Source organism: Streptomyces sp. NPDC088261 (assembly GCF_044740805.1).
Taxonomy (GTDB): Bacteria; Actinomycetota; Actinomycetes; order Streptomycetales; family Streptomycetaceae; genus Streptomyces.
Window position 1 is genome coordinate 257,159 of record NZ_JBIURL010000001.1, and the last position, 21,575, is coordinate 278,733.

The 21,575-nt window shown below is 71.0% G+C and carries 17 protein-coding genes; 10 read left to right on the forward strand and 7 right to left on the reverse strand.

Annotation, left to right across the window (positions count from 1 at the left end; translation table 11 throughout):
- Positions 1–36: 36 nt before the first annotated feature.
- The 3 genes from ACIODU_RS01075 to ACIODU_RS01085 form a co-directional block, all read right to left on the reverse strand.
- On the reverse strand, positions 37–1,122 hold the full coding sequence (locus ACIODU_RS01075; RefSeq protein ID WP_401762451.1) for a PP2C family protein-serine/threonine phosphatase: 1,086 nt from the start codon (positions 1,120–1,122) through the stop codon (positions 37–39).
- Positions 1,123–1,265: 143 nt separating this feature from the next.
- The gene (locus ACIODU_RS01080) at positions 1,266–2,681 is read right to left on the reverse strand and encodes an aspartate aminotransferase family protein (protein ID WP_401762453.1); all 1,416 of its coding nucleotides are present in this window, start codon (positions 2,679–2,681) and stop codon (positions 1,266–1,268) included.
- A 111-nt stretch (positions 2,682–2,792) separates the two neighbouring features.
- Positions 2,793–3,833, reverse strand: coding sequence for a GlxA family transcriptional regulator (locus ACIODU_RS01085; protein WP_401762455.1), 1,041 nt, complete (start codon positions 3,831–3,833; stop codon positions 2,793–2,795).
- Between the two features lie 151 nt (positions 3,834–3,984).
- Between ACIODU_RS01085 and ACIODU_RS01090 the strand changes: the two genes are divergently transcribed.
- The 3 genes from ACIODU_RS01090 to rph all read left to right on the forward strand — a co-directional run bounded on the left by ACIODU_RS01090 (position 3,985) and on the right by rph (position 9,338).
- Entirely contained in the window at positions 3,985–4,623 is a 639-nt protein-coding gene (locus tag ACIODU_RS01090) for an HD domain-containing protein (protein ID WP_401762458.1), read from the forward strand.
- A gap of 192 nt (positions 4,624–4,815) precedes the next feature.
- Entirely contained in the window at positions 4,816–6,570 is a 1,755-nt protein-coding gene (locus tag ACIODU_RS01095; RefSeq protein ID WP_401762461.1) for a serine/threonine-protein kinase, read from the forward strand.
- A gap of 230 nt (positions 6,571–6,800) precedes the next feature.
- On the forward strand, positions 6,801–9,338 hold the full coding sequence (rph, locus tag ACIODU_RS01100) for a rifamycin-inactivating phosphotransferase (RefSeq protein WP_401762464.1): 2,538 nt from the start codon (positions 6,801–6,803) through the stop codon (positions 9,336–9,338).
- A 1,217-nt stretch (positions 9,339–10,555) separates the two neighbouring features.
- On the opposite strand, the gene ACIODU_RS01105 is transcribed toward rph, so the two are convergent.
- Positions 10,556–11,110 (reverse strand): AAA family ATPase, encoded by a 555-nt coding sequence (locus tag ACIODU_RS01105; RefSeq protein WP_401762467.1) that lies wholly within the window; start codon positions 11,108–11,110, stop codon positions 10,556–10,558.
- A gap of 199 nt (positions 11,111–11,309) precedes the next feature.
- On the opposite strand from ACIODU_RS01105, the gene ACIODU_RS01110 reads away from it, so the two are divergent.
- Together ACIODU_RS01110 and ACIODU_RS01115 are read left to right on the forward strand one after the other, a co-directional pair.
- Positions 11,310–12,119 (forward strand): SDR family oxidoreductase, encoded by an 810-nt coding sequence (locus ACIODU_RS01110; RefSeq protein ID WP_401762470.1) that lies wholly within the window; start codon positions 11,310–11,312, stop codon positions 12,117–12,119.
- Positions 12,120–12,141: 22 nt separating this feature from the next.
- Positions 12,142–12,684: a DUF1707 domain-containing protein gene (locus tag ACIODU_RS01115; protein WP_401762473.1), complete on the forward strand. Its 543-nt coding sequence runs from the start codon at positions 12,142–12,144 to the stop codon at positions 12,682–12,684.
- Between the two features lie 115 nt (positions 12,685–12,799).
- Here ACIODU_RS01115 and ACIODU_RS01120 read toward each other — a convergent pair whose 3' ends face one another.
- Positions 12,800–13,381, reverse strand: coding sequence for a methylated-DNA--[protein]-cysteine S-methyltransferase (locus ACIODU_RS01120; protein ID WP_401762476.1), 582 nt, complete (start codon positions 13,379–13,381; stop codon positions 12,800–12,802).
- Positions 13,382–13,464: 83 nt separating this feature from the next.
- The gene (locus tag ACIODU_RS01125; protein WP_401762478.1) at positions 13,465–14,403 is read right to left on the reverse strand and encodes an NAD(P)-dependent oxidoreductase; all 939 of its coding nucleotides are present in this window, start codon (positions 14,401–14,403) and stop codon (positions 13,465–13,467) included.
- Positions 14,404–14,486: 83 nt separating this feature from the next.
- Here ACIODU_RS01125 and ACIODU_RS01130 point away from each other — a divergent pair, with 83 nt between their 5' ends.
- On the forward strand, positions 14,487–14,858 hold the full coding sequence (locus tag ACIODU_RS01130) for a winged helix-turn-helix transcriptional regulator (protein WP_401762481.1): 372 nt from the start codon (positions 14,487–14,489) through the stop codon (positions 14,856–14,858).
- Positions 14,859–15,047: 189 nt separating this feature from the next.
- Positions 15,048–15,713: an alpha/beta hydrolase gene (locus ACIODU_RS01135; RefSeq protein WP_401762483.1), complete on the forward strand. Its 666-nt coding sequence runs from the start codon at positions 15,048–15,050 to the stop codon at positions 15,711–15,713.
- A gap of 13 nt (positions 15,714–15,726) precedes the next feature.
- Here the strand turns inward: ACIODU_RS01135 and ACIODU_RS01140 are convergent, their stop codons facing one another.
- Positions 15,727–16,164 carry a hypothetical protein gene (locus tag ACIODU_RS01140; protein WP_401762485.1) on the reverse strand — a complete coding sequence of 146 codons (438 nt, stop codon included), beginning with the start codon at positions 16,162–16,164 and terminating at the stop codon, positions 15,727–15,729.
- Between the two features lie 155 nt (positions 16,165–16,319).
- Here ACIODU_RS01140 and ACIODU_RS01145 point away from each other — a divergent pair, with 155 nt between their 5' ends.
- From ACIODU_RS01145 to ACIODU_RS01155, 3 genes are read left to right on the forward strand one after another with little or no spacing between them, the layout of a single operon-like run.
- Positions 16,320–17,156, forward strand: coding sequence for a Scr1 family TA system antitoxin-like transcriptional regulator (locus tag ACIODU_RS01145; RefSeq protein WP_401762488.1), 837 nt, complete (start codon positions 16,320–16,322; stop codon positions 17,154–17,156).
- A complete protein-coding gene (locus ACIODU_RS01150; protein ID WP_401762490.1) occupies positions 17,153–17,389 on the forward strand; it encodes a DUF397 domain-containing protein in 237 nt (78 codons plus the stop codon). The genes ACIODU_RS01145 and ACIODU_RS01150 overlap by 4 nt, the downstream gene beginning before the upstream one ends.
- Before the next feature lie 33 nt (positions 17,390–17,422).
- Positions 17,423–21,514 (forward strand): tetratricopeptide repeat protein, encoded by a 4,092-nt coding sequence (locus ACIODU_RS01155; RefSeq protein WP_401762493.1) that lies wholly within the window; start codon positions 17,423–17,425, stop codon positions 21,512–21,514.
- The last annotated feature ends 61 nt before the right edge of the window (positions 21,515–21,575 follow it).

A 21,575-nucleotide genomic window follows, 5' to 3' on the forward strand; every position in this document is an offset into this window, starting at 1 on the left:
CAGGCACGGGGCGACGTCACGCCCGCGGCCCGCCCCTCACCCGCCCGGCGCCGCGACCCCCGCTTCCGGTGTGGTGCGGGGTGTCGTCGGAGGTGTGGTCCGTACGGCCAGGACCGCGATGTCGTCGTCCAGTTTCCCGCCGCCGTGCCGCAGCAGCGCCCGGTAGAGGTGGTCGAGCAGCGGCCGCGGCGGTACGGACGTCCGCTCCCCCGCCCACACCGCGAGCGGGAAGAACTCACCGTCGCCGTCCCGCGTCTCGGTGACGCCGTCGGTGTAGAGGAGCAGTTGGTCACCGGCGGCGAAGGGCACCTCCTCCACGTGGTACGCGCCGCCCAGCAGCGTCGCGAGGTTGATGGGCGGCGACGACGTCCGGGGCGTGAGGGAGCGGACCCGCCCGTCGTGCGTCAGCAGGACCGGCGGGTGCCCGCAGCTGAGGATCCGCGCGTGCGTGCCGCGCGCGGGGATCTCGGCGAGGACGGCGGTGGCGAAGAGTTCGGGCGAGTCCGGGCCCGGGACCGTCGCCTCGTACCGGCCGACGGTGGTGTCCAGCCGCCGGGCGAGCCCGCCGAGGTCCGGCGCGTCGTACGCGGCCTCCCGGAACGAGCCCAGCACGGCCGAGGCCACCCCGACCGCGTCCAGCCCCTTGCCCCGTACGTCCCCGATGATCAGCCGGACGCCGTACGCGGTGTCGACCACCGCGTAGAAGTCGCCCCCGACCCTCGCCTGCGGCGCGGCGGCCACGTACAGCGTCTCGATCTCCAGGCATCCGATGCGCCGCGGGACCGGCCGCAGCAGGACGCGCTGGGTGGTGTCGGCGACGGCCCGGACCTCGGCGAGCGTGTCCTCGCGCTGGAGGCGCAGGTGGCTGGCGTAGGCGGCGGCCAGCGTGACGGCGGCGATGGCACCGGCGGTGTAGAAGGTCCCGTCGTGGTCGGTGAACAGGGCGTACGCGACGACGCCCAGCAGACACACCACGCCGAGCGCGAGGGTGGCCGCCACCGACCACAGCGACGCGGCCAGCGCGGGCGCGGCGGGCAGGAGGCGGGTGAAGGGGACCTGGGGAGGTGTGAGGAACGCCAGGAGGCCGAGGACGGCGGTGAGGACCAGGGGCGCCAAGAGCATGGGGTCCCGCCGGCCGTAGCCCGGTCGGCGGGACGGAAACCGACCGAGTGTTCTCACATAACGCACCATACCTATATGTTCCGCCCGCCTGACGCTCCCTCAGCGCGGGCGGTTCGTTCCCAGCCGCTGCTCCGTGGACTCGTTCACACCGTGTACGCGTCCGCCACCGCCAGCGCCGTGTCCAGGACGGCCAGCCCCTCCTTCGCCTCCGCCTCCGTGACGTTGCAGGCGGGGACGGCGTGCGTACGGTTCATGTTCACGAAGGGCCACAGGCCGTCCTTCTTGCAGGCGGCGGCGAAGGCCGCCATGGGCGCGTTCGCCTCACCCGTCGCGTTGTACGGGACGAGCGGCTCGCGCGTCTCCCGGTTCCGTACCAGATCCAGCGCCCAGAACACCCCCGTACCGCGCACCTCGCCCACCGACGGATGACGCTCCGCCAGCTCGCGCAGCCCCGGGCCGAGGACGGTCGCGCCGATGTGCGCCGCGTGCTCGACGACCTTCTCGTCCTCCATCACCCGAAGCGTGGCGACGGCCGCCGCGCAGGCCAGCGGGTGCCCGGAGTACGTGAGACCGCCGGGGTACGGGCGGGTCGCGAAGGTCTCCGCGATGGCCGCCGAGATCGCGACCCCGCCGAGGGGTACGTAACCGGAGTTCACGCCCTTCGCGAAGGTCAGCAGGTCCGGTACGACGTCGAAGTGGTCGGCCGCGAACCACTTCCCCGTACGGCCGAACCCCGCCATCACCTCGTCCAGGACGAAGACGATCCCGTACCGGTCGCAGATCTCGCGCACCCCCGCGAGATAGCCGGGCGGCGGCGTCATCACCCCGGCCGTGCCCGGGATGGTCTCCAGGATGATCGCGGCGACGGTCGCGGGCCCCTCGAAGGCGAGGGTCGACTCCAGGTGCTCCAGCGCGCGCTCGCACTCCTCGGCCTCCGTCGAGGCGTAGAAGGGGGAGCGGTAGAGGAACGGCGCCCAGAAGTGCACGACCCCGGCGGTGCCGGTGTCCGACGCCCAGCGGCGGGGGTCGCCGGTCACGTTGATCGCGGTGTTCGTACCGCCGTGGTACGAGCGGTACGCCGACAGCACCTTCGGGCGGCCGGTGTGCAGCCGGGCCATCCGGACGGCGTTCTCGACGGCCTCGGCGCCCCCGTTGGTGAAGAAGATCTTGTCGAGGTCGCCGGGGGTACGGGCGGCGATGAGGCGCGCCGCCTCGGACCGCACGTCGATCGCGAAGGCGGGCGCGAAGGTGGTGAGGCGGGCCGCCTGCTCCTGGATCGCGGCGACGACGGTGGGGTGCTGGTAGCCGATGTTGGTGAAGACGAGGCCGCTGGTGAAGTCGAGGTAGCGGTTGCCGTCGTAGTCCCAGAAGTACGAGCCCTCGGCGCCGGCGACGGCGAGCGGATCGATCAGCTCCTGGGCGGACCAGGAGTGGAACACGTGCGCGCGGTCGGCGGCTTTCACGGCCGCGCCGGCCTGCGGGTCGACGTGCGGGCCGATGTGCGGGACGGCCTGCGGGCCGACGTGCGGGACGGCCTGCGGGTCCAGAGGAGGGGTCATGCGGCCCAGGGTAGGGAGGCGCAGGTGGGGGACGGTATGGCCACCCTGTATGGAGTCGGCCACTTTGCTGGGCAGGGTGTCGAACGGGGTCCGGGGGCCGGAGGGCCGCCGTCAGCGGCTACGGACCACCGTCGCGCTCCCCGTACCCGTCACCCCCGTCCCCGCCGTACGGAACCGCGCCCGGTACGCCGACGGCGTCACCCCCAGATGCCGCAGGAACACCCGCCGCAGCGACTCGTCACTCCCCAGCCCGCTCCGCCGCGCCGCCCCCGTCACCGTCTCCCCCGCCTCCAGCAGCGCCTGCGCCGCCTCCAGCCGTACGGACTCCACGTACGCGGCCGGCGTACTGCCCACCTGCTCGTTGAACAACCGCGTGAGGTGCCGCGCGCTCAGCCCCCCGCGCCGCGCCAGCGCCGCCAGCGAGTGGTCGGCGGCCGGATCCCCCGCGACCGCGTCCAGCAGCCCGCGCAGCACGTCGTGCCGCGGGCTCGGCGTACGGGCCGCGACCGAGAACTGCGACTGCCCGCCCGGCCGCCGCAGGAACACCACCAGGTCCCGCGCCACCTCGCGCGCCAGATCCGCGCCCTCGTCGTCCTCCACCAGCGCCAGCGCGAGGTCGATGCCCGCGGTGACGCCCGCCGAGGTGTACGTGTGCCCGTCCCGTACGAAGATCGCGTCCGGGTCCACGGTCACCGCCGGGTGGCGCCGGGCCAGGACCGCCGCGTGCCGCCAGTGCGTCGTGGCGCGCCGCCCGTCCAGCAGCCCCGCCGCGGCCAGCGCGAACGCGCCCGTACAGACGGACGCGACCCGCGCGGACCGCCCGGCCAGGAAGGCGACCGCGTCGAGGAGCCCGTCCGGCGGCGGGTGGTGCGGCAGGTCGTCGGAGCCCGGGACGACCACGGTGTGGACCTCCCCGATCTGCCCCACGGCCGCGTCGGCGTGCAGCCGGGTCCCGGTGGACGTGATGACGGGAGCGCCGTCGGCCGAACAGACGGTCAGCGCGTACGAACCCCCCAGCCCGGCCGCCGTGGCGAACACCTCCAGCGGCGCGGCGACATCCATCAGCCGAACGCCGTCGTAGACGAACACGACGACGGCGCGGGGCGCGGGGCGCCGCCCGCCAGGCCGCTGTCCAGGTCTCATGGCTCCCATACGGCCACGGTAGCCGGGTTCCGTGTCTGGATGTGTGGGGTGTACGTCTCGGTAGACATGGCGGGGCACGGGCGTCCGGCCCGAGAGTGGAAGCCGGAAGCAGCGCCACCCCAGGAAGCCCCCGGAAGCCCCCAGGAAAAGGAACCCCGCCATGCCCGAGACCGTCGCCGGCGTCGAGATCCCCGACAGCGCGCTCGCCAAGGAAGCCACGGAGCTGGTCAGGGACACGGCGAGCCCGCTGCTGTACGACCACTCCCGCCGCGTCTTCCTGTTCGGCTCGCTCCAGGGGCGGCGGCGCGGGCTGTCGTACGACCCCGAGCTGCTGTACGTCGGCGCGATGTTCCACGACCTCGGGCTGACGCCGGGCTACCGCACCTCCCAGCAACGGTTCGAGATCGACGGCGCCGACGCGGCCCGCGACTTCCTGCTGCGGCACGGCCTCCCCCAGGACAGCGCGCGGATCGCGTGGACCGCGATCGCGCTGCACACGACACCGGAGATCCCCGGCCACATGGAGCCGGAGGTGGCGCTGGTGACGGCGGGGGTCGAGTTCGACGTCCTGGGGATGGGGCTGGACGTCGTACCCCAGGAGGTCAGGGACGAGGTCGTGGCGGCGCACCCGAGGCGGGACTTCAAGCGGCGGATCCTCCAGGCGTTCACGGAGGGCATCGAACACCGCCCGCAGACGGCCTTCGGGAACGTGAAGGCGGACGTGCTGGCGCACTTCTCGCCGGGCTTCGTCCGTACGGACTTCGTCGAGGTGATCGAGAACTCGGCGTGGCCGGAGTGACGGCACGGGGCTGACCCACGGATTCTCGGCGCCCTCCGCCCCGAGGGCGCCGAGGCCCCCGAACCCAACGACCTTGGGACAGCCGACGACGCCCGCCCCGTCATGCGAGATGATCCAGGGCGTGACAGGGGCGTGGCCCGCGACGGATCGGGCGCGTCGGGTGCGTCGGGTTCGGGGAGGGGCCGCGCGGCCATGGAGAGACTCGTAGCAGGAGATCCGCAACACATCGGCTCTTACCGGCTGTTGGCACGCCTGGGGGCGGGCGGCATGGGCCGGGTGTATCTGGCGCGTTCGAACCGGGGACGTACCGTCGCCGTCAAGCTCGTACGGCGGGATCTGGCCGAACAGGACGAGTTCCGCAGCCGGTTCCGCCACGAGGTGGAGGCGGCGCGGCGCGTCGGGGGCGCCTGGACGGCCCCGGTGCTCGACGCCGACACGGAGGCGGAGGTGCCCTGGGTCGCGACGGGGTACGTGGCGGGGCCGACGCTCCAGACGATCGTCTCGGGCGAGGACGGCACCGGGCACGGCCCGCTGCCCGAACCGTCCGTACGCGTCCTCGCGTCCGGACTCGCCCGCGCGCTCCAGGACATCCACGCGGCGGGGCTCATCCACCGCGACCTCAAGCCGTCCAACGTGCTCGTGACGATCGAGGGCCCGCGCGTCATCGACTTCGGCATAGCCCGCGCGCTGGAGTCGGTCGGCGAGGACGGCCTGACGCGGACCGGCGCGCTGATGGGTTCCCCCGGCTTCATGGCACCGGAACAGGTGCGGGGAGACCGGGTGACGGCCGCCTGCGACATCTTCTGCCTGGGCTCCGTCCTGCTGTACGCGGCGACGGGCCGGCAGCCGTTCGGCGCGGCGGACAGCGGGATACCGGCGCTGCTGTACCGCATCGCGCAGGAGGAACCGGACCTGTCCGGGCTCCCCGACGGCCTGCGGGAGCTGATAGGCCACTGCCTCCAGAAGGACCCGGCGGCGCGCCCGACGACGGCGGAGGTGCTGGCGCGGGTGGCGGCGGACTCGCCCGGGCCCGGGGAACCGTGGCTGCCGGGCGGCCTGCTGGCCCAACTGGGCCAGGGGGCGGTGGAGTTGCTGAACCAGGAGGACCCGACGACGCGGGTGCAGGGGGTGGGGCAGGAGGCACAGGCACAGGCACAACCCCCCTACGGATACCCGCAGCCACAAACACAGCCACTCACGTCCACACCCACACCCACACCCACCCCGACACAAACACCCCCCGGATTCGGCCCCCCGATACCACCGTCGGCCCCCTTCGGCCCGACCCCGCCGTACGGGGCGACGCCGTACGGCCCACCACAGCCGTCCCCGACCCTGCTCCCTTCCCCGGTCCCGCCACTCCCCGCCCCAGAACCAGCACCGCCCCGCAGCAGGCGCGCGACGATCGCGCTGATCGCGGTGGCCCTGGTCGTCGCGATCGGCGCGGGTGGTTCGGTGTACGCGTTCATGGACGGTGGCGGTACGGACGACAACAAGGCGAGTCCGAGCACCAGCCCCGCCCCGAAACCCCCGTCGAACGCCTCACCGTCCCCGTCCCTCTCCCCCTCCCCCTCGCCGTCCGAGACGGCGGCGGGCGAGGTGCCGAAGGAGTACCTGGGCACGTGGAGCAGCGGCGTCGACACGGCCACGGGCACGGGCACCCGCCAACTGGTCATCACCCAGGGCGAGGTGGGCGACACGGTCCTCTCCCTGACGGCGGACGGCCCGGCGGCGGACGGCACGTACCACTGCGTCTTCGAGGCCCCCCTGGCCGCCACCCCCACCCCCGGAGACCCGGTGAGCATCGGCCCGTCAAAGGTCACAGTCGGCAAACCGGCCTCATCCTGCACCCCGGGCACCCCCACCGAACTGACACTCCTGGACGACGGCAGACTCCGCCGGGTGACAACAAACGGCGAGGAACTGACGTACACGAAGTCGGACTGAGGAAGTCCCGGCCTGAGGGGGTCCGGCCTGAGGAAGTGCGGGCGAAACGACAAAGGCAAGGAGATCGCTCTCCTTGCCGCTCTCAAGGTATAGCGCACTGGGGGGCTTGCGGCAAGGCCCAGGGGGTGGCGCAGAATCGGCGGGCAAGGCCACTACCTGCGGAAATGAGGGCACGACGTGCGTGTGTTGGTGACGTGTGGGGGACCGGCGGCCGCGTCGGAGTGGGTGCGATGAGCCGGCCGTACGTGTGGGATCTGCGCGAGGTCGACGAGAGCCGGGTCGACCTCGTCGGGGGCAAGGGTGCGCACCTGGGCGCGTTGTCGCGTATGGACGGCGTCCGGGTGCCGGCCGGTTTCTGCGTGACCACCGACGCCTACCGGCAGGTCGTCGCGCCGGCCGTGGGCGGTCTCCTCGACCGGCTCGCGCGGCTGGACGCGGAGGACCGGGACGGGATCCGCGCGCTCAGCGCGGAGATCCGCCGGGCCGTCGAAGAGATCGTCATCCCCGGCGATCTCGCCGCCGCCCTCACCCGCGCGCTCGACGGCGAGGTCCCCTACGCCGTCCGCTCCAGCGCCACGGCCGAGGACCTGCCGACCGCCTCCTTCGCCGGGCAGCAGGACTCGTATCTGAACGTCGTGGGCGCGGCAGCGATTCTGCGGCACGTCAGCCGGTGCTGGGCCTCGCTCTTCACCGAGCGGGCCGTGACCTACCGCCGGCGCAACGGAATCGACCACCGTACGGTCCACATGGCCGTCGTCGTCCAGCGGATGGTCCTCGCGGACGCGTCCGGCGTTCTGTTTACCGCCGACCCCGTCACGGGCAACCGCAAGGTCGCCACCGTGGACGCCGGCCTCGGCCTCGGCGACGCCCTGGTCTCCGGGCTGGTGAACCCGGACGGGTTCACCGTGCGGGACGGCGAAGTGATCGCCAGGTCGGCCGGCGGCGCCGTACCGGCGCTCACGGACGAGCAGGCCGTACGGCTCGTCCACCTCGGGCGCCGGATCGAGGCGCGCTTCGGGCGTCCGCAGGACATCGAATGGTGCCTGGCCGACGACGACTTCCAGATCGTGCAGAGCCGGCCGATCACCACACTGTTCCCCATCCCCGAGGCCGGTGACCAGGAGAACCACCTGTACGTCTCCGTCGGCCACCAGCAGATGATGACCGACCCGATGAGGCCCCTGGGTCTCTCCATGTGGCAACTGACCGCCATGGTGCCGATGCACACGGCCGGAGGGCGGCTGTTCGTGGATGTCACGCGGCGCCTGGCCTCGCCCACGAGCCGGGCCGCACTGCTGGACGTCATGGGGAAGGGCGATCCGCTGGTCAGGGACGCGCTGGAAACCGTCCTCGACCGCGGCGACTTCGTCCCGACGCTCCCGGACACCGGCCCCCCGGCCCGCGGCGTGTCCGCCACGGGCGGGCCGGCCGCCCCCGCCGAGCCGGACCCCGCCATCGTCGCGGAGCTGATCGCGCGCAGTCAGGAGTCCGTCGCCGCTCTGGAGCGCGACATCCGGTCGAAGACGGGACCGGCGCTGTTCGACTTCCTGCTGGAGGCCTTCGAGGAGCACAAGCGGGTGCTCGGAGATCCGCTGAACTTCCGGGCGATCATGGCGGGGATGGAGGCCACGTGGTGGCTCAACGACAAGCTGGCGGAGTGGCTGGGCGAGAAGAACGCGGCTGACACTCTCACCCTGTCCGCCCCCGACAACATCACGTCGGAGATGGGACTGGACCTGCTGGACGTCGCGGACGTGATCCGCCCGCTGCCGCAGGTGGTGGCGTTCCTGCGGGACGCGGCGGCGGCGCCCGAGGACGACGGTTTCCTGGACGGGCTGGCGAAGGTCCCGGGCGGGACCGGCGCGCGGGACGCCATCGAGGCGTATCTCGACCGGTACGGCATGCGCTGCGCGGGCGAGATCGACATCACCAGACCGCGGTGGAGCGAGCGCCCCGCCACGCTCCTGCCGGCGATTCTCGACAACGTACGGAACTTTGAACCGGGGGCGGCCGGGCGCCGCTTCGAGGAGGGCCGCCGGAAGGCGCGGGAGAAGGAGCGGGACGTGCTGTCCCGCCTCCGGGCCCAGCCGGAGGGCGGCGAGCGGAGGGCCGAAGAGACGAAGCGGATGATCGACCAGGTCAGAGCCTTCATCGGGTACCGGGAGTACCCGAAGTACGGCATCGTCAGCCGCTACTTCATCTACAAGCGGGCCCTGATGGAGGAGGCCGCCCGGCTGGTGCGGGCCGGCGTACTCGCCGAGAAGGAGGACGTCTTCTTCCTCACCTTCCAGGAACTCCGCGATGTGTCGCGCTCGAACCGGGCCGAGACCGCACTCATCCACCGGCGCAAGGACGACTTCCGCTCGTACGGGGCACTCACCCCACCCCGGGTACTGACGTCGGACGGCGAGGCGCTGAGCGGCTCGTACCACCGCGCCGACGCGCCGGCCGGCGCGCTGGTGGGCGTGGCGGTATCGGCGGGGACGGTGGAGGGCCGGGCCCGCGTGGTCCTCGACATGGCGAAGGCCGACCTCGAAGCGGGCGACATCCTGGTCACCACCTTCACCGACCCCAGCTGGTCACCGCTGTTCGTGGGCATCGCGGGGCTGGTGACGGAGGTGGGAGGCCTGATGACGCATGGAGCGGTGATCGCTCGCGAGTACGGCCTGCCGGCGGTGGTGGGCGTGGAACGGGCGACGCAACTGATCCGGGACGGGGAGCGGATCCGCGTGTACGGGACGGAGGGGTATGTGGAGGTGGTGGGGTGAGGGGGGGTGAGGTGAGATGTTCGGGTGCGGGTGCGGGTGCGGGTGCGGGTTAAGACCGAGGGGTAGTCGGGGGCACCCGGTCTTGTATTGGTCGGCGTGGGGCCGCCCTGGTTGTTGATTGTCGCGGGTCCGGTCCGGGCGTCAAGGGCGCTCCTGCGTCGCGTCGGCTACGCCGATTGCGCTGCGCTTAACCCTTGACCCCCGGCCCGGACCCGCAAGTGCAGGCAGAGGGGGGCGGCCCGGGGAAAGGCCCCCCGGGGGGCTTGTTTGTGCTTTCTGTTTCGTCGCGGGGTGCGGCTTTCGGCGGGGTTTGCGCACGACTTGAATGGGGCGGTGGCGACTGGGCTTAGCGGCTGACGGCTGTCTGTTGGTGGGCGTGCAGGCACCGTGTCTGAGATCCGTGGTCAACTGCGGCGGCCGGACCGGGGGCCTTTCATCCCGGCAGCCAATATGCCCCATTTGGGTGGGTTTTCAGGCCCGGTGGAGGTCTCTTCCTCTCGGCCTTGTGTCCTGTGTTTCATTAAGGGGCTCCGACGACCCACATCCGGCCGAAACGGGCCGGACAGCCGTCCCGGCAAACACATTCCGCCCCACCACCCACTCAGCTCGGGCATGGGGCCCGCGTACGGGCCGGTGGGTGGCAGTCGGCCGCCGGGGCCGCGCAGCAACCCACCCCACCGGGGGGTTATGCCCCATTTGCCCTAGCTTTCAGGGCTCCTGAGGGCTCTTCCCACCCGGTCTTGTGTCCTGTGTTTCGTTAACGGGCTCTCAGAGCACACAACCCACCGAAACAGGCCCGACAACCGCCCCACCCGGCCACGTCCGCCTCACCACCCACTCAGCCCAGACACGGTGCTTGCGCACCGGCCAACAGACGGCCTTCCAGCCGCTAAGCCGAGTCGCCACCGCCCCATTCAAGTCGTGCGCAAACCCCGCCGAGAGCCGCAGCCCGCGACGAAACCCCAACCGCATCCGGGGATTACCGGGGGACCTTCCCCCGGGCCGCCCCCCTCAGCTGCACTTGCGGGGCCGGGGTGGGAGTCAAGGGTGGAACGCAGTGGAATCGGCAAAGCCGACGCTCCGCAGGAGCGCCCTTGACGCCCACCCCGGCCCCGCGACAATCAACAACCAGGGCGGCCCCACGCCACACACAACAGCCCGGCCACCCCCGACTACCCCTCGGTCTGAACCCGCACCCGACCACCCCGACCCCACCCCTACCCCGCCCCCACCACCCCCAGCACCGCCTCGACCGTCTCCTCCACCGTCTGGGTCGCGTTGTCGATCCACGTTCCCTCCCCGGCCAATTCCGTGCGCATCGCCTTGTCCAGCGGGGACCAGTCCGTCGTCAGGGTCTTTGCCCTCGTCTGGTTGCGCTGCCACGCGGTCGCCGGGGCCGGGGTCAGGATCACCACGTGGAACGGGTGGGTTCTCAGCGTTCGCCGGTAGAAGTCCAGGTGGGTACGGCGGACCACCACGTCGTCGATCACCGCGACGAAGCCCGCCGCCGCGAAGCTGTCCGCCAGCAGGCACGCGTTGCGGGCGCGCAGGAAGATCTGCCGGTCGGCCTCGGCGTCCGGCTCCGGCGTCGGCCAGCGGCCGCCGCTGACGATCATCTGCTGGAGCCCATCCACCTCCACATGAGCCGCCCTCCCCAGCCGGGCGGCCAGCGCGGCGGCCACCGTCGACTTGCCGCTGCCGGGGATACCCGTCAGCAGGACGACACCGGCGGCGGCCGGTTCACGGTCGATGGGTACCAAGGCCAACGTCATACGAGCATCGTCGTACACCGTCGTCCGTGTTCTCCACCGCGCGCAGGCGCGGCCGGTTCTCCTCGAAACGCCCGGTCAGCCACTTTTCCTCGCCCATCGGTCACATCCCTCACTCGCGGAGTGTCACTGAGGTAGACCCTCCCGAACCTGCTGAGGTGACAGGGGGGGAGAAAGCCGCACCCGACCACTGGAGAGACCCATGACCACCCCGCCCATCCTCCTCACCGGCGGCACCGGCACCCTCGGCCGCCACGTCCTCCCCCTCCTCCGCGCCACCGGCCACGACGTACGGGTGCTCAGCCGCCGACCCCAGCCCGACCCGCCGCAGGGCGACGGAGCCCGCGTCGAGTACGTCACCGGCGACCTCCTCAAGGGAGAGGACGGCGACGGCATCCAGTCCGCCGTCGACGGGACCGAGATCGTCCTCCACCTCGCCGGCGGCCCCAAAGGCGACGAAGTCGCCACCCGGAACCTGGTGCGCGCCGCCTCCCGCGCCGGGGTGAGACACCTCGTCCTCATCTCCGTCATCGCCGCCGACCGCGTCCCGCTCGGCTACTTCACGTCCAAGCTCGCCGCCGAGGAGGCCGTGACCGCCTCCGGCCTGCCCTGGACCGTTCTGCGGGCCGCGCAGTTCCACGACCTGCTCCTGACCGTCGTGGAGAAGATGGCCAAACTGCCCGTGATCCCTGTCCCGGGCCTCCGCCTCCAGCCCGTCGACTCCCGCGAGGTGGCCGCCCGGCTGGTGGAACTGACCCTGGACAAGCCCGCCGGGCTGGTCCCCGACCTGGCGGGACCGAAGGTGTACGAGTCGGCCGACGCGATCCGCGCGTACCTGCGCGTCACCGGCAGGAAGCGACCGCTGCTCCCCGTCCGGATGCCGGGAAAGGCGGGCCGCGTGTACCGGGCCGACGGAAACCTCTCCCTCGACGGAACAGACCTCGGCACCCGCACCTGGGAGGAGTTCCTGGAGAGCCGTTTCCTCACCGATGCCGTCCCGCCTCGCCCGTAGAGCAGAGCAGTACAGTGAAAAAGTGACCACTCCGCCGGAAGGCCGGCCGCCGCGCATCACCGAAGACGACCGCGACACGGCGGTACGGCGCCTCCAAGAGGCGTACGCCGAGGGCCACATCTCTCACGACGACCTGGACGAACGCCTCCACCAGGTGCTCACCGTCCCGACGCACAGCGAACTCACGGCGGCGCTGGCCACCCTCCCGGCGGAGAAGGCAGCCACCACGTCCACGATCGCCGCCGCCGGCGGACGGATCCGGCGGCGCGGCGTGTGGCGGGTACCGCGAAGCCTCAAGGTCCGGTCCGCGTTCGGCAGGGTGCGGCTGGACCTGTCCCGGGCGGTCATCGACCATCCGGTGGTCGACATAGAGCTGCAACTCGGCACCGGCCGGGCCAAGATCACGGTGCCTCGCGACGCGATCGTCGACATCGAGGGTCTGCGCACCGGCTGGAAGGACTCGCGCTACACACCCCGGCTGCCCTCCCGCCCGGGCGGGCCGACGATCCGGATCTCCGGGACCATGGGATTCGGACGCCTGACGATCCGCCACGCGCGCCGCTGAGGATCCTTCGGGAATCGGGAATCGGGAATCGGGAACGGCGCGGCGCGCGTACGTACCTATCTACGTACCCACCTTCGTACGTACGGTCAGCGCGCCGCACACACCGCGCCCCGGCTCACGACCAGTCCAACGTAGGCGCCAGCACCCCCTCCAGCGTCAGCAGCCACCGCTTGGTCGCCAGGCCGGTCTCACCCCCGCCGTAACCGCCGATCCCACCCGCCGCCACCACCCGGTGGCACGGCACCAGGACGGAGACGGGCGCCGAGCCCATGATCGAGCCCACCGTCTTGGCCCTGAGGCCGCGTTCGACGGAGTCGTCCTCGAACGCCCCGCTTCGGTCGCCCAGTTCGCCGTACGTGATCGTCGTGCCGTACCCGACCGTGCGGTGCAGGGTCCGCAGGACGGCCTGTTGGGCGCCGGTGGTCGCGCGCCAGTCGATCGGGAGGTCGAACTCCCTTCGCCGGCCCGCGAAGTACTCGGCGAGTTGGGTGGTGACAGCGGCGGCTCTGCGGTCCTCGGTGGTGAGGTCCGGGCCGGTGTACGGGCCGCTCTCCGCGCCCAGGTCCGCGTCGCCGCCGGCCCTCGCCCCGAACGCCACGGTCGACACCACGCCCTGGTCCGTGACCCCTATCCGCATCCCGCCCGTGGGCAACGGGGTCTCCACGCTGAACCAGCCCACCCCTTGATCGTTCCGCATACGGGAAACGTACCGGCGCGGCCACCGGACGCCGCCGCGCTCCCGCGACTTCCGTCGGAAACCCGCCAGCCCCACGAGTCCGGTCAGCGCGGCTCCCGGATGCTGTCGATGATGCGGGTCCAGTTGTCGCCGCCGTGCCCGTCCTCGATCGCGCGCCGGTAGTGGGCCTGTACGGCCACGGCGAGCGAGAGGTCCAGGCCCAGCGACGCGCTCGTCTCCACGATGTGGTCCGCCGTCGCGCCCATCATGGTGACCGTACTGAGGTCGCCGGGATGCTCCCCGGCATCAAGCGCGGCGCCGGGGTTCTCCTCACCGGCCCTCAGGATGCCGCCGATCGCGTCCGCGGAGGCGAGCAGTTCCGGCAGCGCCTCCCTGGCCTTCATGCCCGCCGTCCCCAGCATCGCGGTGGCGTGCATCAGTCCCGACAAGGTGGTCAGGAACACGGTGAGTTGGGCCTGGTACATCATCTGGGCGAGGCCCGGATCCCCGCCCAGATACCGGGGAGTGCCGAGCAGTGCCAGCACCCCCCGGTGGTTCTCCACCACCTCGCCGGGGCCGCTGTAGTAGACGTGGGCCGCCTCCGTGCCGACCATCGGCGCCGGGACCATGACCCCACCGCTGAGGAAGGCGGCGCCATGGCCCGCCGCCCAGGTGGCCGCCTCGCGCGTGCGGTCGGGGGTGTCGGAGCTGAGGTTGACCAGCGTCCGGCCGGCGAGGGACGCGATGGCGCCGTCGGCGTCGGGGGTGCCGTCGAGAATGTCGTACATCGCCCGGTAGTCGGTGAGGCTGAGGATCACGAGGTCGCTCGCCTCGACCGCCTCGCGAGGCGTCGCCGCGCGCACCGCTCCGGCCGCGACGACATCGTCGGCCCGGCCCGCGGTGCGGTTCCAGACGGTGACCGGGTGGCCGGCGGTGAGGAGGGTCCGCGTCATCGCCCGGCCCATCGGGCCGAGCCCGATCACGGTGACTGCGCTGCCCTGCCGGGTGGGGTGGTTCTGGTGTTCGTTCTGGTGTTCGTTCACCCCTCCATGCTCGGAGGGCGCGGCTAGTCTCGGAAGTACCCACTATTTACTGCGGTACTTACCTTTCAGTAAGGGGATCACCGATGGCCAAGGCGCCGAGACGCGGGCCTTACATCTGCGGCATCGACGCCGCGCTCGACGTGGTGAGCGGCAAGTGGAAGGGCCTGATCCTCTGGGAGCTGGAGGCCCATCGCGTACGCCGCTTCGCCGAACTCCGCCGCGGTCTGCCGGGCGTGAGCGAGAAGATGCTGACGCAGCACCTGCGCGAGATGGAGGAGGACGGGCTCGTGCACCGGGTCGTCCACGCCGAGGTTCCGCCACGCGTGGAGTACTCCCTGACCGAGCAGGGCCGTACGCTCAACCAGGCGCTCGGACCGCTCGGCGCCTGGGGAACTGAGCGGATACGCCGCGAGGGCGCGGAAACGGCCGCCGCGGCCGAGACCTCACCCGGATGACCTCACACGGACAGGCGTTCCGGCCGGCGTACCGCGTACATCTCCGCGACGCGCTCCGGACCCCCTCGCCGATCCGACGCAACAGCTCACCCACCACGGCACGGGTGACCTCAGGTGCGGCGGCCCCGACACGCGCATCCGTTGTCGAGTCCGGGCGCTAGGGTCGTTCGGGGGGCCGCCGACAAGGAGATGACGACCACCATGTCCATCGCCGGGGAACTCGTCACCGAGGCGCTCGGGTACGACGGCGGTCGGCACGTCACCGCGTACCTCCCGCCGCGCCCGCCCGAGGCCGTCCTGTACGGCGGTGACGGCCAGCTCGTCCCGCAGTGGGGCGCGGCCCTGGAGGCGGCGGCCGACGTGCCGCCCACCGCGGTCGTCGGCGCGCACCGGGCGGCCGACGAGACGCTGCGGCTCCACGAGTACTCACCGGACTTCGACCCGGAACGGTTCGCCGCACACGAGGACTTCCTCGTCCACGACGTCCGCCGATGGACCCGCTCACGCCTCGGACTCGCCCTCCCCGCCGAGCGCACCGCGCTGTTCGGTGTCTCCGCCGGCGGGGAACTGGCCCTCGCCCTCGGGCTCCGCCACCCGGACCTCTACAGCGCGGTCCTCTGCGCGTCACCGGGCGCCGGCTACCGTCCCTCCGGCCCGCTGCCGACCTCGCTTCCGCGCGCGTACTTCGTGGCCGGCACTCAGGAACCGTTCTTCCGCGAGAACGCGACGCGCTGGGCGGACGCCCTGCGCGTCGCGGGCGCGGACGTCGTGATGACCGGGCGGCCCGGCGCGCACGGCGGCGCGTTCTGGCGGGAAGAACTCCCGCTGATGGTCACCTGGGCGTTCGGCCCATGAGCGCCACCGCTCGCTAGTCGCCCCACTGACACACCGTCGCACCGTCGCCGAGCAGCAGAGCGGCGGTGTTGAGCAGCAGCAGCGGATGTACGAACCGGTCGGGCCCGGTCGGCGGTACGTACCAGGACAGCGGCCAGGTGTCCCCCTTCAACGCGGGTACGGGTACGTAACTCACGTGCCCGTAACTGGAGTTGAACCGCGTCGCCTTCGGCGGCCAGGCCCGCAGCGCGGTGCTTCCGGGCGGTAAGTAGAAGTAGACGGCCCGGCGGCCGTTCGCCTCGGCGACGATGGGGCCCGGGTCCCCGGCCGTGATCGCCTCCATGGCGTCGGCGAGACGACGACCGTCGTCCCCGTCCACGCGTACGGCGTCGAATTGCACCCCGGCCTTGCGAAGTTGGAATCCCGTAAACGGAATCCAGCTTGCCTTTAATTGGCGAGTTCTCGCATCCATACAGACAGTGTGCGGTCCACCGGCTAGCGTTTTCTACACCACGACCAGAGGGTTGTGTACGGCCCTGACCTGCTTGAACGTGGTTGAAGACGGGATGAAAACAGCGGGTTCCGGTTGAGACCGGTTGAGTCCGGTTGAGTCGAGAGGGGATCGCAATGGCGCGAGCGGAGAACAAGGAAACGGTCAGTGCGGCGATGCGTGCTATTGCGGGCATCGCACGACTCCTGCGTAAGCAAAAAGGTTGGACGCAGGAGGAGTTGGGGAAAAAGGTCGGGTTCACAGGCTCGGCGGTGAGCGCGATGGAGACGTGTGCACAGCCCGCAAGCGATCAGATGTTGGTGGGACTGGAGCGGGAGCTGGGCGGGGGAAGCGGAATCTTCGAGCAGGCGCGGTTGGACCTACGGCTGGAGAAGTACCCGAAGCAGTTCAAGGACTTCGCCTTGCTGGAACAGAAGGCAGTGGGGCTCTTGATGTACGAGACGCTCGTCATCAGCGGTCTCTTTCAGACTGAGGAGTACGCCGCCGCTCTGATCGGCGGAGGGTATCCGTTCCTCTCTGACCACCGGGTACGCGAGCTTGTCGAGGCCCGGCTTGCGCGTCAGGCGCTGTTTGACCGCGATCCGCCGGCTCACATTGAGTTGGTGGTGGAAGAGGCGGTGCTGATGCGAACCATCGGCAGTCAGCAGGTCATGGCCGCTCAGCTATGGCACCTTGCCGAGATGACTCAGCGACGCAACGTCACGGTCCAGGTGATGCCGCTGAACCGAGGGATGCGCGGCGAGTATGCGGGTGATCGTGGCGGGATGACACTACTGGAGACTCCCGAGCACGAGCATCTGGTCTACCTTGAGGTTCAAGGGGAAAGTCTGCTGATCAGCGATCCCTCAAAGGTAAGCATCCTTGGCCAGCGATATGCGAGGATCCGGTCACAGGCCCTTGGCCCGGACGAATCGCTGGGCCTCATCAAGCGGTTGGCGGGAGAACAACAGTGAGCAGCACCATGCAGTGGTTCAAGTCCAGCTACAGCGACAGCGGCGGCGGCCAGTGCATCGAAGTCGCCTTCGACTGGAGCAAGTCCAGCTACAGCGGCTCCAGCGGCGGCCAGTGCGTCGAGGTCGCCACCACCCCGCACTCCATCCACCTCCGCGACTCCAAGAACCCCCACGGCCCCACCTTCGCCGTCGCCCCCGCCTCCTGGACGACGTTCCTCAACTGGACGGCCTGACTCCGGCACGCACCACCGCAGGGGGCGGGGCTGATGGTCGAACGGCTGCTGGTGGATTTACGGGACGACGGCCTCGTACAGGTGTCGTCGTGGCCGACGGGTGAGCAGTATCCGCGGCCGGCCGGGGATCCGGTGGAGTTGGTCTGGCCGCTGTCGGACGAGGACCTGACCGACTTGCGGTGGTACCTGGAGCGGTACCTCCGCCTCCCCACCGCCGTGTACGGCGAACGCGGCGCACGCGTGGCGGCAGCCCTGCCGCGGTGGGGCGAACAGGTCTTCGCGGCGGTGTTCGGGTCCGGCCCGGCCCGGGACGCGTACGTCGCGGCGCGGGCGCGAGGCGGCCCCGTAGAGATCGCGTTGCTGTCGAAGTCGGCGGAACAGTTGGGGCGTCCGTGGGAGCTGATGGTTGCTCCCGGCCGTCCGGTACCCGTGGCGCTGGACGGGGTGGCGATCTCGCGCACGCTGCAAAACACGGGGATGGCGGACGTGTTCGACGTCCCGGGTTCGCGGTTGCGGGTGCTGATGGTGATCTCCCGGCCCGGGGGGACGGCGGATGTCGGGTACCAGATGATCGCGCGGCCGTTGCTGAGGCGGTTGGAGGCGGTACGCGGGAGCGTGGAGCTGGTCGTACTGCGGCCTCCGACGCTGGAACGGCTGGGTGAGGTGCTGACCGAGGCGCGGGAGGCCGGAGAACCGTTCCAGGTGGTGCACTTCGACGGCCACGGCGTCTTCGGACAGGCGTCCGGAGCCGGGGTGGGGTGGGGCTCGGTGATGTACCAGTCCCCCGGCCCGCGGGGAATGCTCGCGTTCGAGAAGCCGGGGGGCGGAAGCGACCTGGTCGAGGCGGGCCGGGTGGCGCAGGTGCTCGCCGGGGCGAAGGTGCCGGTCGTCGTACTGAACGCGTGCCAGTCCGCGCAGGTCGGTTCGGAGCTGGAGGCGGCGGTGGCCACACGGCTGCTGGCCGGGGGCTGCGCGAGCGTGGTGGCGATGGCGTACAGCGTGTACGCGGTGGCGGCGGCGGAGTTCATGACGGCGTTCTACGAGCGGCTGTTCGCCGGTGACCGGGTGGCGGACGCGGTCACCGCCGGCCGCGTACAGCTCACGCTGAACGACAAGCGGCCGTCGATGAAGGGGATGCTGCCGCTGGCGGACTGGATGGTCCCGGTGCTGTACACGCGCGGCGAGGCGCGTTTCTCGCGTCTGCGCACGACCCGGAGTCCCGAACGGTCCGTCGGAGACATCCTGACCCGCATCCGCGAGGAGTCCGAGGCGGGCGCGGAGACGGCCGGCCAGGGCCGGGACCTGGAGCCGGTGGGTGAGTTCGTGGGGCGGGACGCGGACTTCTACACGCTCGACGTGGCGGCCCGCCTCCAACACGTGGTTGTGGTGCACGGGCCCGGCGGGACGGGCAAGACGGAGCTGGCGAAAGCCTTCGGCCGGTGGTGGCGGGACACCGGGGGTGTCGAGGCCCCGGAGTGGGTGTTCTGGCACTCGTTCGAACCGGGGGTGGCGTCGTTCGGTCTGGACGGGGTCATCAACGCGATCGGTGACCGCTTGTTCGACGCGAGATTCGCCCTCCTGGACCCGGCCCAGCGCCAGGAGGCGATCGAGGAACTCCTCGCCACCCGCCGCCTGCTGCTGATCTGGGACAACTTCGAGTCGGTACGAGAGATGCCGGACCCGGGCCGGGCGACGCCACCCCTGTCCCCGCCGGAGCAGGACAGGATGCGCGGCTTCCTGACCCGCGTGGCCGCCGGGGGCGGCGAGAGCGCGGTGCTCATCACCAGCCGCACCCCCGAAAGCTGGCTGGGCCCGGACGTACGCCGCGTCGAACTGGCCGGCCTGGGGGCGGAGGACGCCACGGCATACGCCCACCACCTCCTGGCCCCCTACCCGTCCGCCCAGGCGCAACGGCAGACCGCCGCGTTCGCCGACCTGATGCGCTGGCTCGAAGGCCACCCCCTGAGCATGCGGCTGACCTTGCCCCACCTGGACACCACCACCGCGCAACACCTCCTGAACGGCCTCCAGGGCACAGCCGCCCTCCCCGCGGACAGCGTCGGCGGCGACCGCCGTACCTCACTCTCGGCGAGCATCGCCTACTCGTTCACCCACCTCAGCCCGGCGGACCAGGAGGCCCTCACCGTCCTGAGCCTCTTCCACGGGGTCGCCCAGGCGGATGTCCTCGGTATCTTCTCTGCCAAGCAGCAGGCTCCCGAACGTTTTCGCGACCGAATCGGCACTCAATGGATGGAGCCTCTGCAACGGGCGGCAGACCTCGGGTTGCTGACACCTCTGGGGGCGGGCATGTTCCGCTTGCATCCCGCGCTTCCCGCACACCTGGCGGCACAATGGCGCGTCCACTCCGCCGACGCCCACGCCCACGCCACCGAACGTTCCGCCGCTACCCGGGCCCTCATACGGGCCCACGCTTCCCTCGGTATCTGGCTGAGAGAACAGATCGTGAGCGGCAACGCACAGCTCGCGTTTGCCGTGATCCTCCGTCAGCAGCGCATGCTCGGAAGCATGCTCGGCCTCGCTCTGGACCACGGCCTTTGGGAGAACGCTCAGGCCGTACTTGAGCCGTTGCACGCGTACTGGGAAACGCAAGGACTGACGGAAGAGGCTCGATCCTGGTCGGACCGGACACGGCTGGCCGTCGAATCGAACGACGGCACCCCGCCCGGCCTGGACACCCCAGAAGGCGCCCTGTGGCTGTTCGCGACCGGAACCCAGGCTGACCGCGAACGCAGCACAGGGCGGCTCGACCGCGCGGAAAGTACCTACCACGCCATCCTTCACGCTCTGCGAGAACAGTCCGCGGCGCCGAACCGCCTCGGCCGCATGACCGTCGCCTACCACCAGATCGGCATCATCGCTCAGGAACGGGGACTCCTGGAGGAAGCCGAAGACTGGTACCACCAAGCCCTCACCATCCATACCGACCTCAACGACCGCCCCGGCATGGCCGGCATCTACCACCAACTCGGCACAGTCGCCCAAGTCCGGGGCCACCTGGTGGAAGCCGAAGACTGGTACCACCAAGCCCTCACCATCAAGACGGACCTCAACAACCGCCCCGCCATGGCCGGCACCTACCACCAACTCGGCACGTGCGCCCAACTGCGGGGACTCCTGGAGGAAGCCGAAGACTGGTACCACCAAGCCCTCACCATCGACGCGGACCTCAACAACCGCCCCGCCATGGCCGGCACCTACCACGGACTCGGCATCGTGGCCCAAGTCCGGGGACTCCTGGAGGAAGCCGAAGACTGGTACCACCAAGCCCTCACCATCCAAACGGACCTCAACGACCGCCCCGCCATGGCCGGCACCTACCACCAACTCGGCTCAGTCGCCCAACTGCGGGGACTCCTGGACGAAGCCGAAAACTGGTACCACCAAGCCCTCACCATCGAAGTGGACCTCGAAAGACGCCCCGGCATGGCCACGAGCTATGCACAGTTGGGGTTGCTCGCAGAGGAACGTGGGGATGCGGCGCAGGCCCTGACGTGGACGGTCAGGAGTGTCTCCCTCTTCGAGGAGATTCCCCACCCGAGTACGGACCCCGGCCCCGTCCACCTCACCCGCTTCACCCGCCAACTCGGCATGAAGTCCCTCGAAGAGACCTGGCAGGCCGTCACCGGTCACCCCCTGCCCGCCGCTGTACGCGAGTACGTCCTCACCCACCCGACCACCAGCGACTCTGACAACGGGGAGTACGCCCTCATGATCGACGTCATCGAACAAGGCGCCCTGGCCGCCGCCCACCGCCTGGCCGCACGCCACCATCCGGACCTGACCGACGACGTGGAAGCCGCCCTGGCCACCCGCGACACCGCTCGCGAACCCGACCAGTACAGCGACCCCGTCGCCATCGGCAGCCTGGTCGTCAGCGTCGCCAGTCTCGTCTGGATGGTCTACAACGACATCCGCGGCCGGAGCGCCGCCGCCTCCGCCACGCCCGACGCCGTCGCCCGCCGCGTACGCCAGCGGCTCGCTCAGGTGGAGGCGGCGGCGACGCCCGCGCCCCCGCTCGACCCCGCCGAGCGCGACCGGATCATCGACATCACCGTCGAGGAAACCCTCAACGCCGCCCGCGCACAGAACCCCGGGAGCGCCTAAGCACGCGCGGCGCCCCCCTGGCCGCCAAGGGCCACGGGAGCGCCGCGTCGTACACGTACTC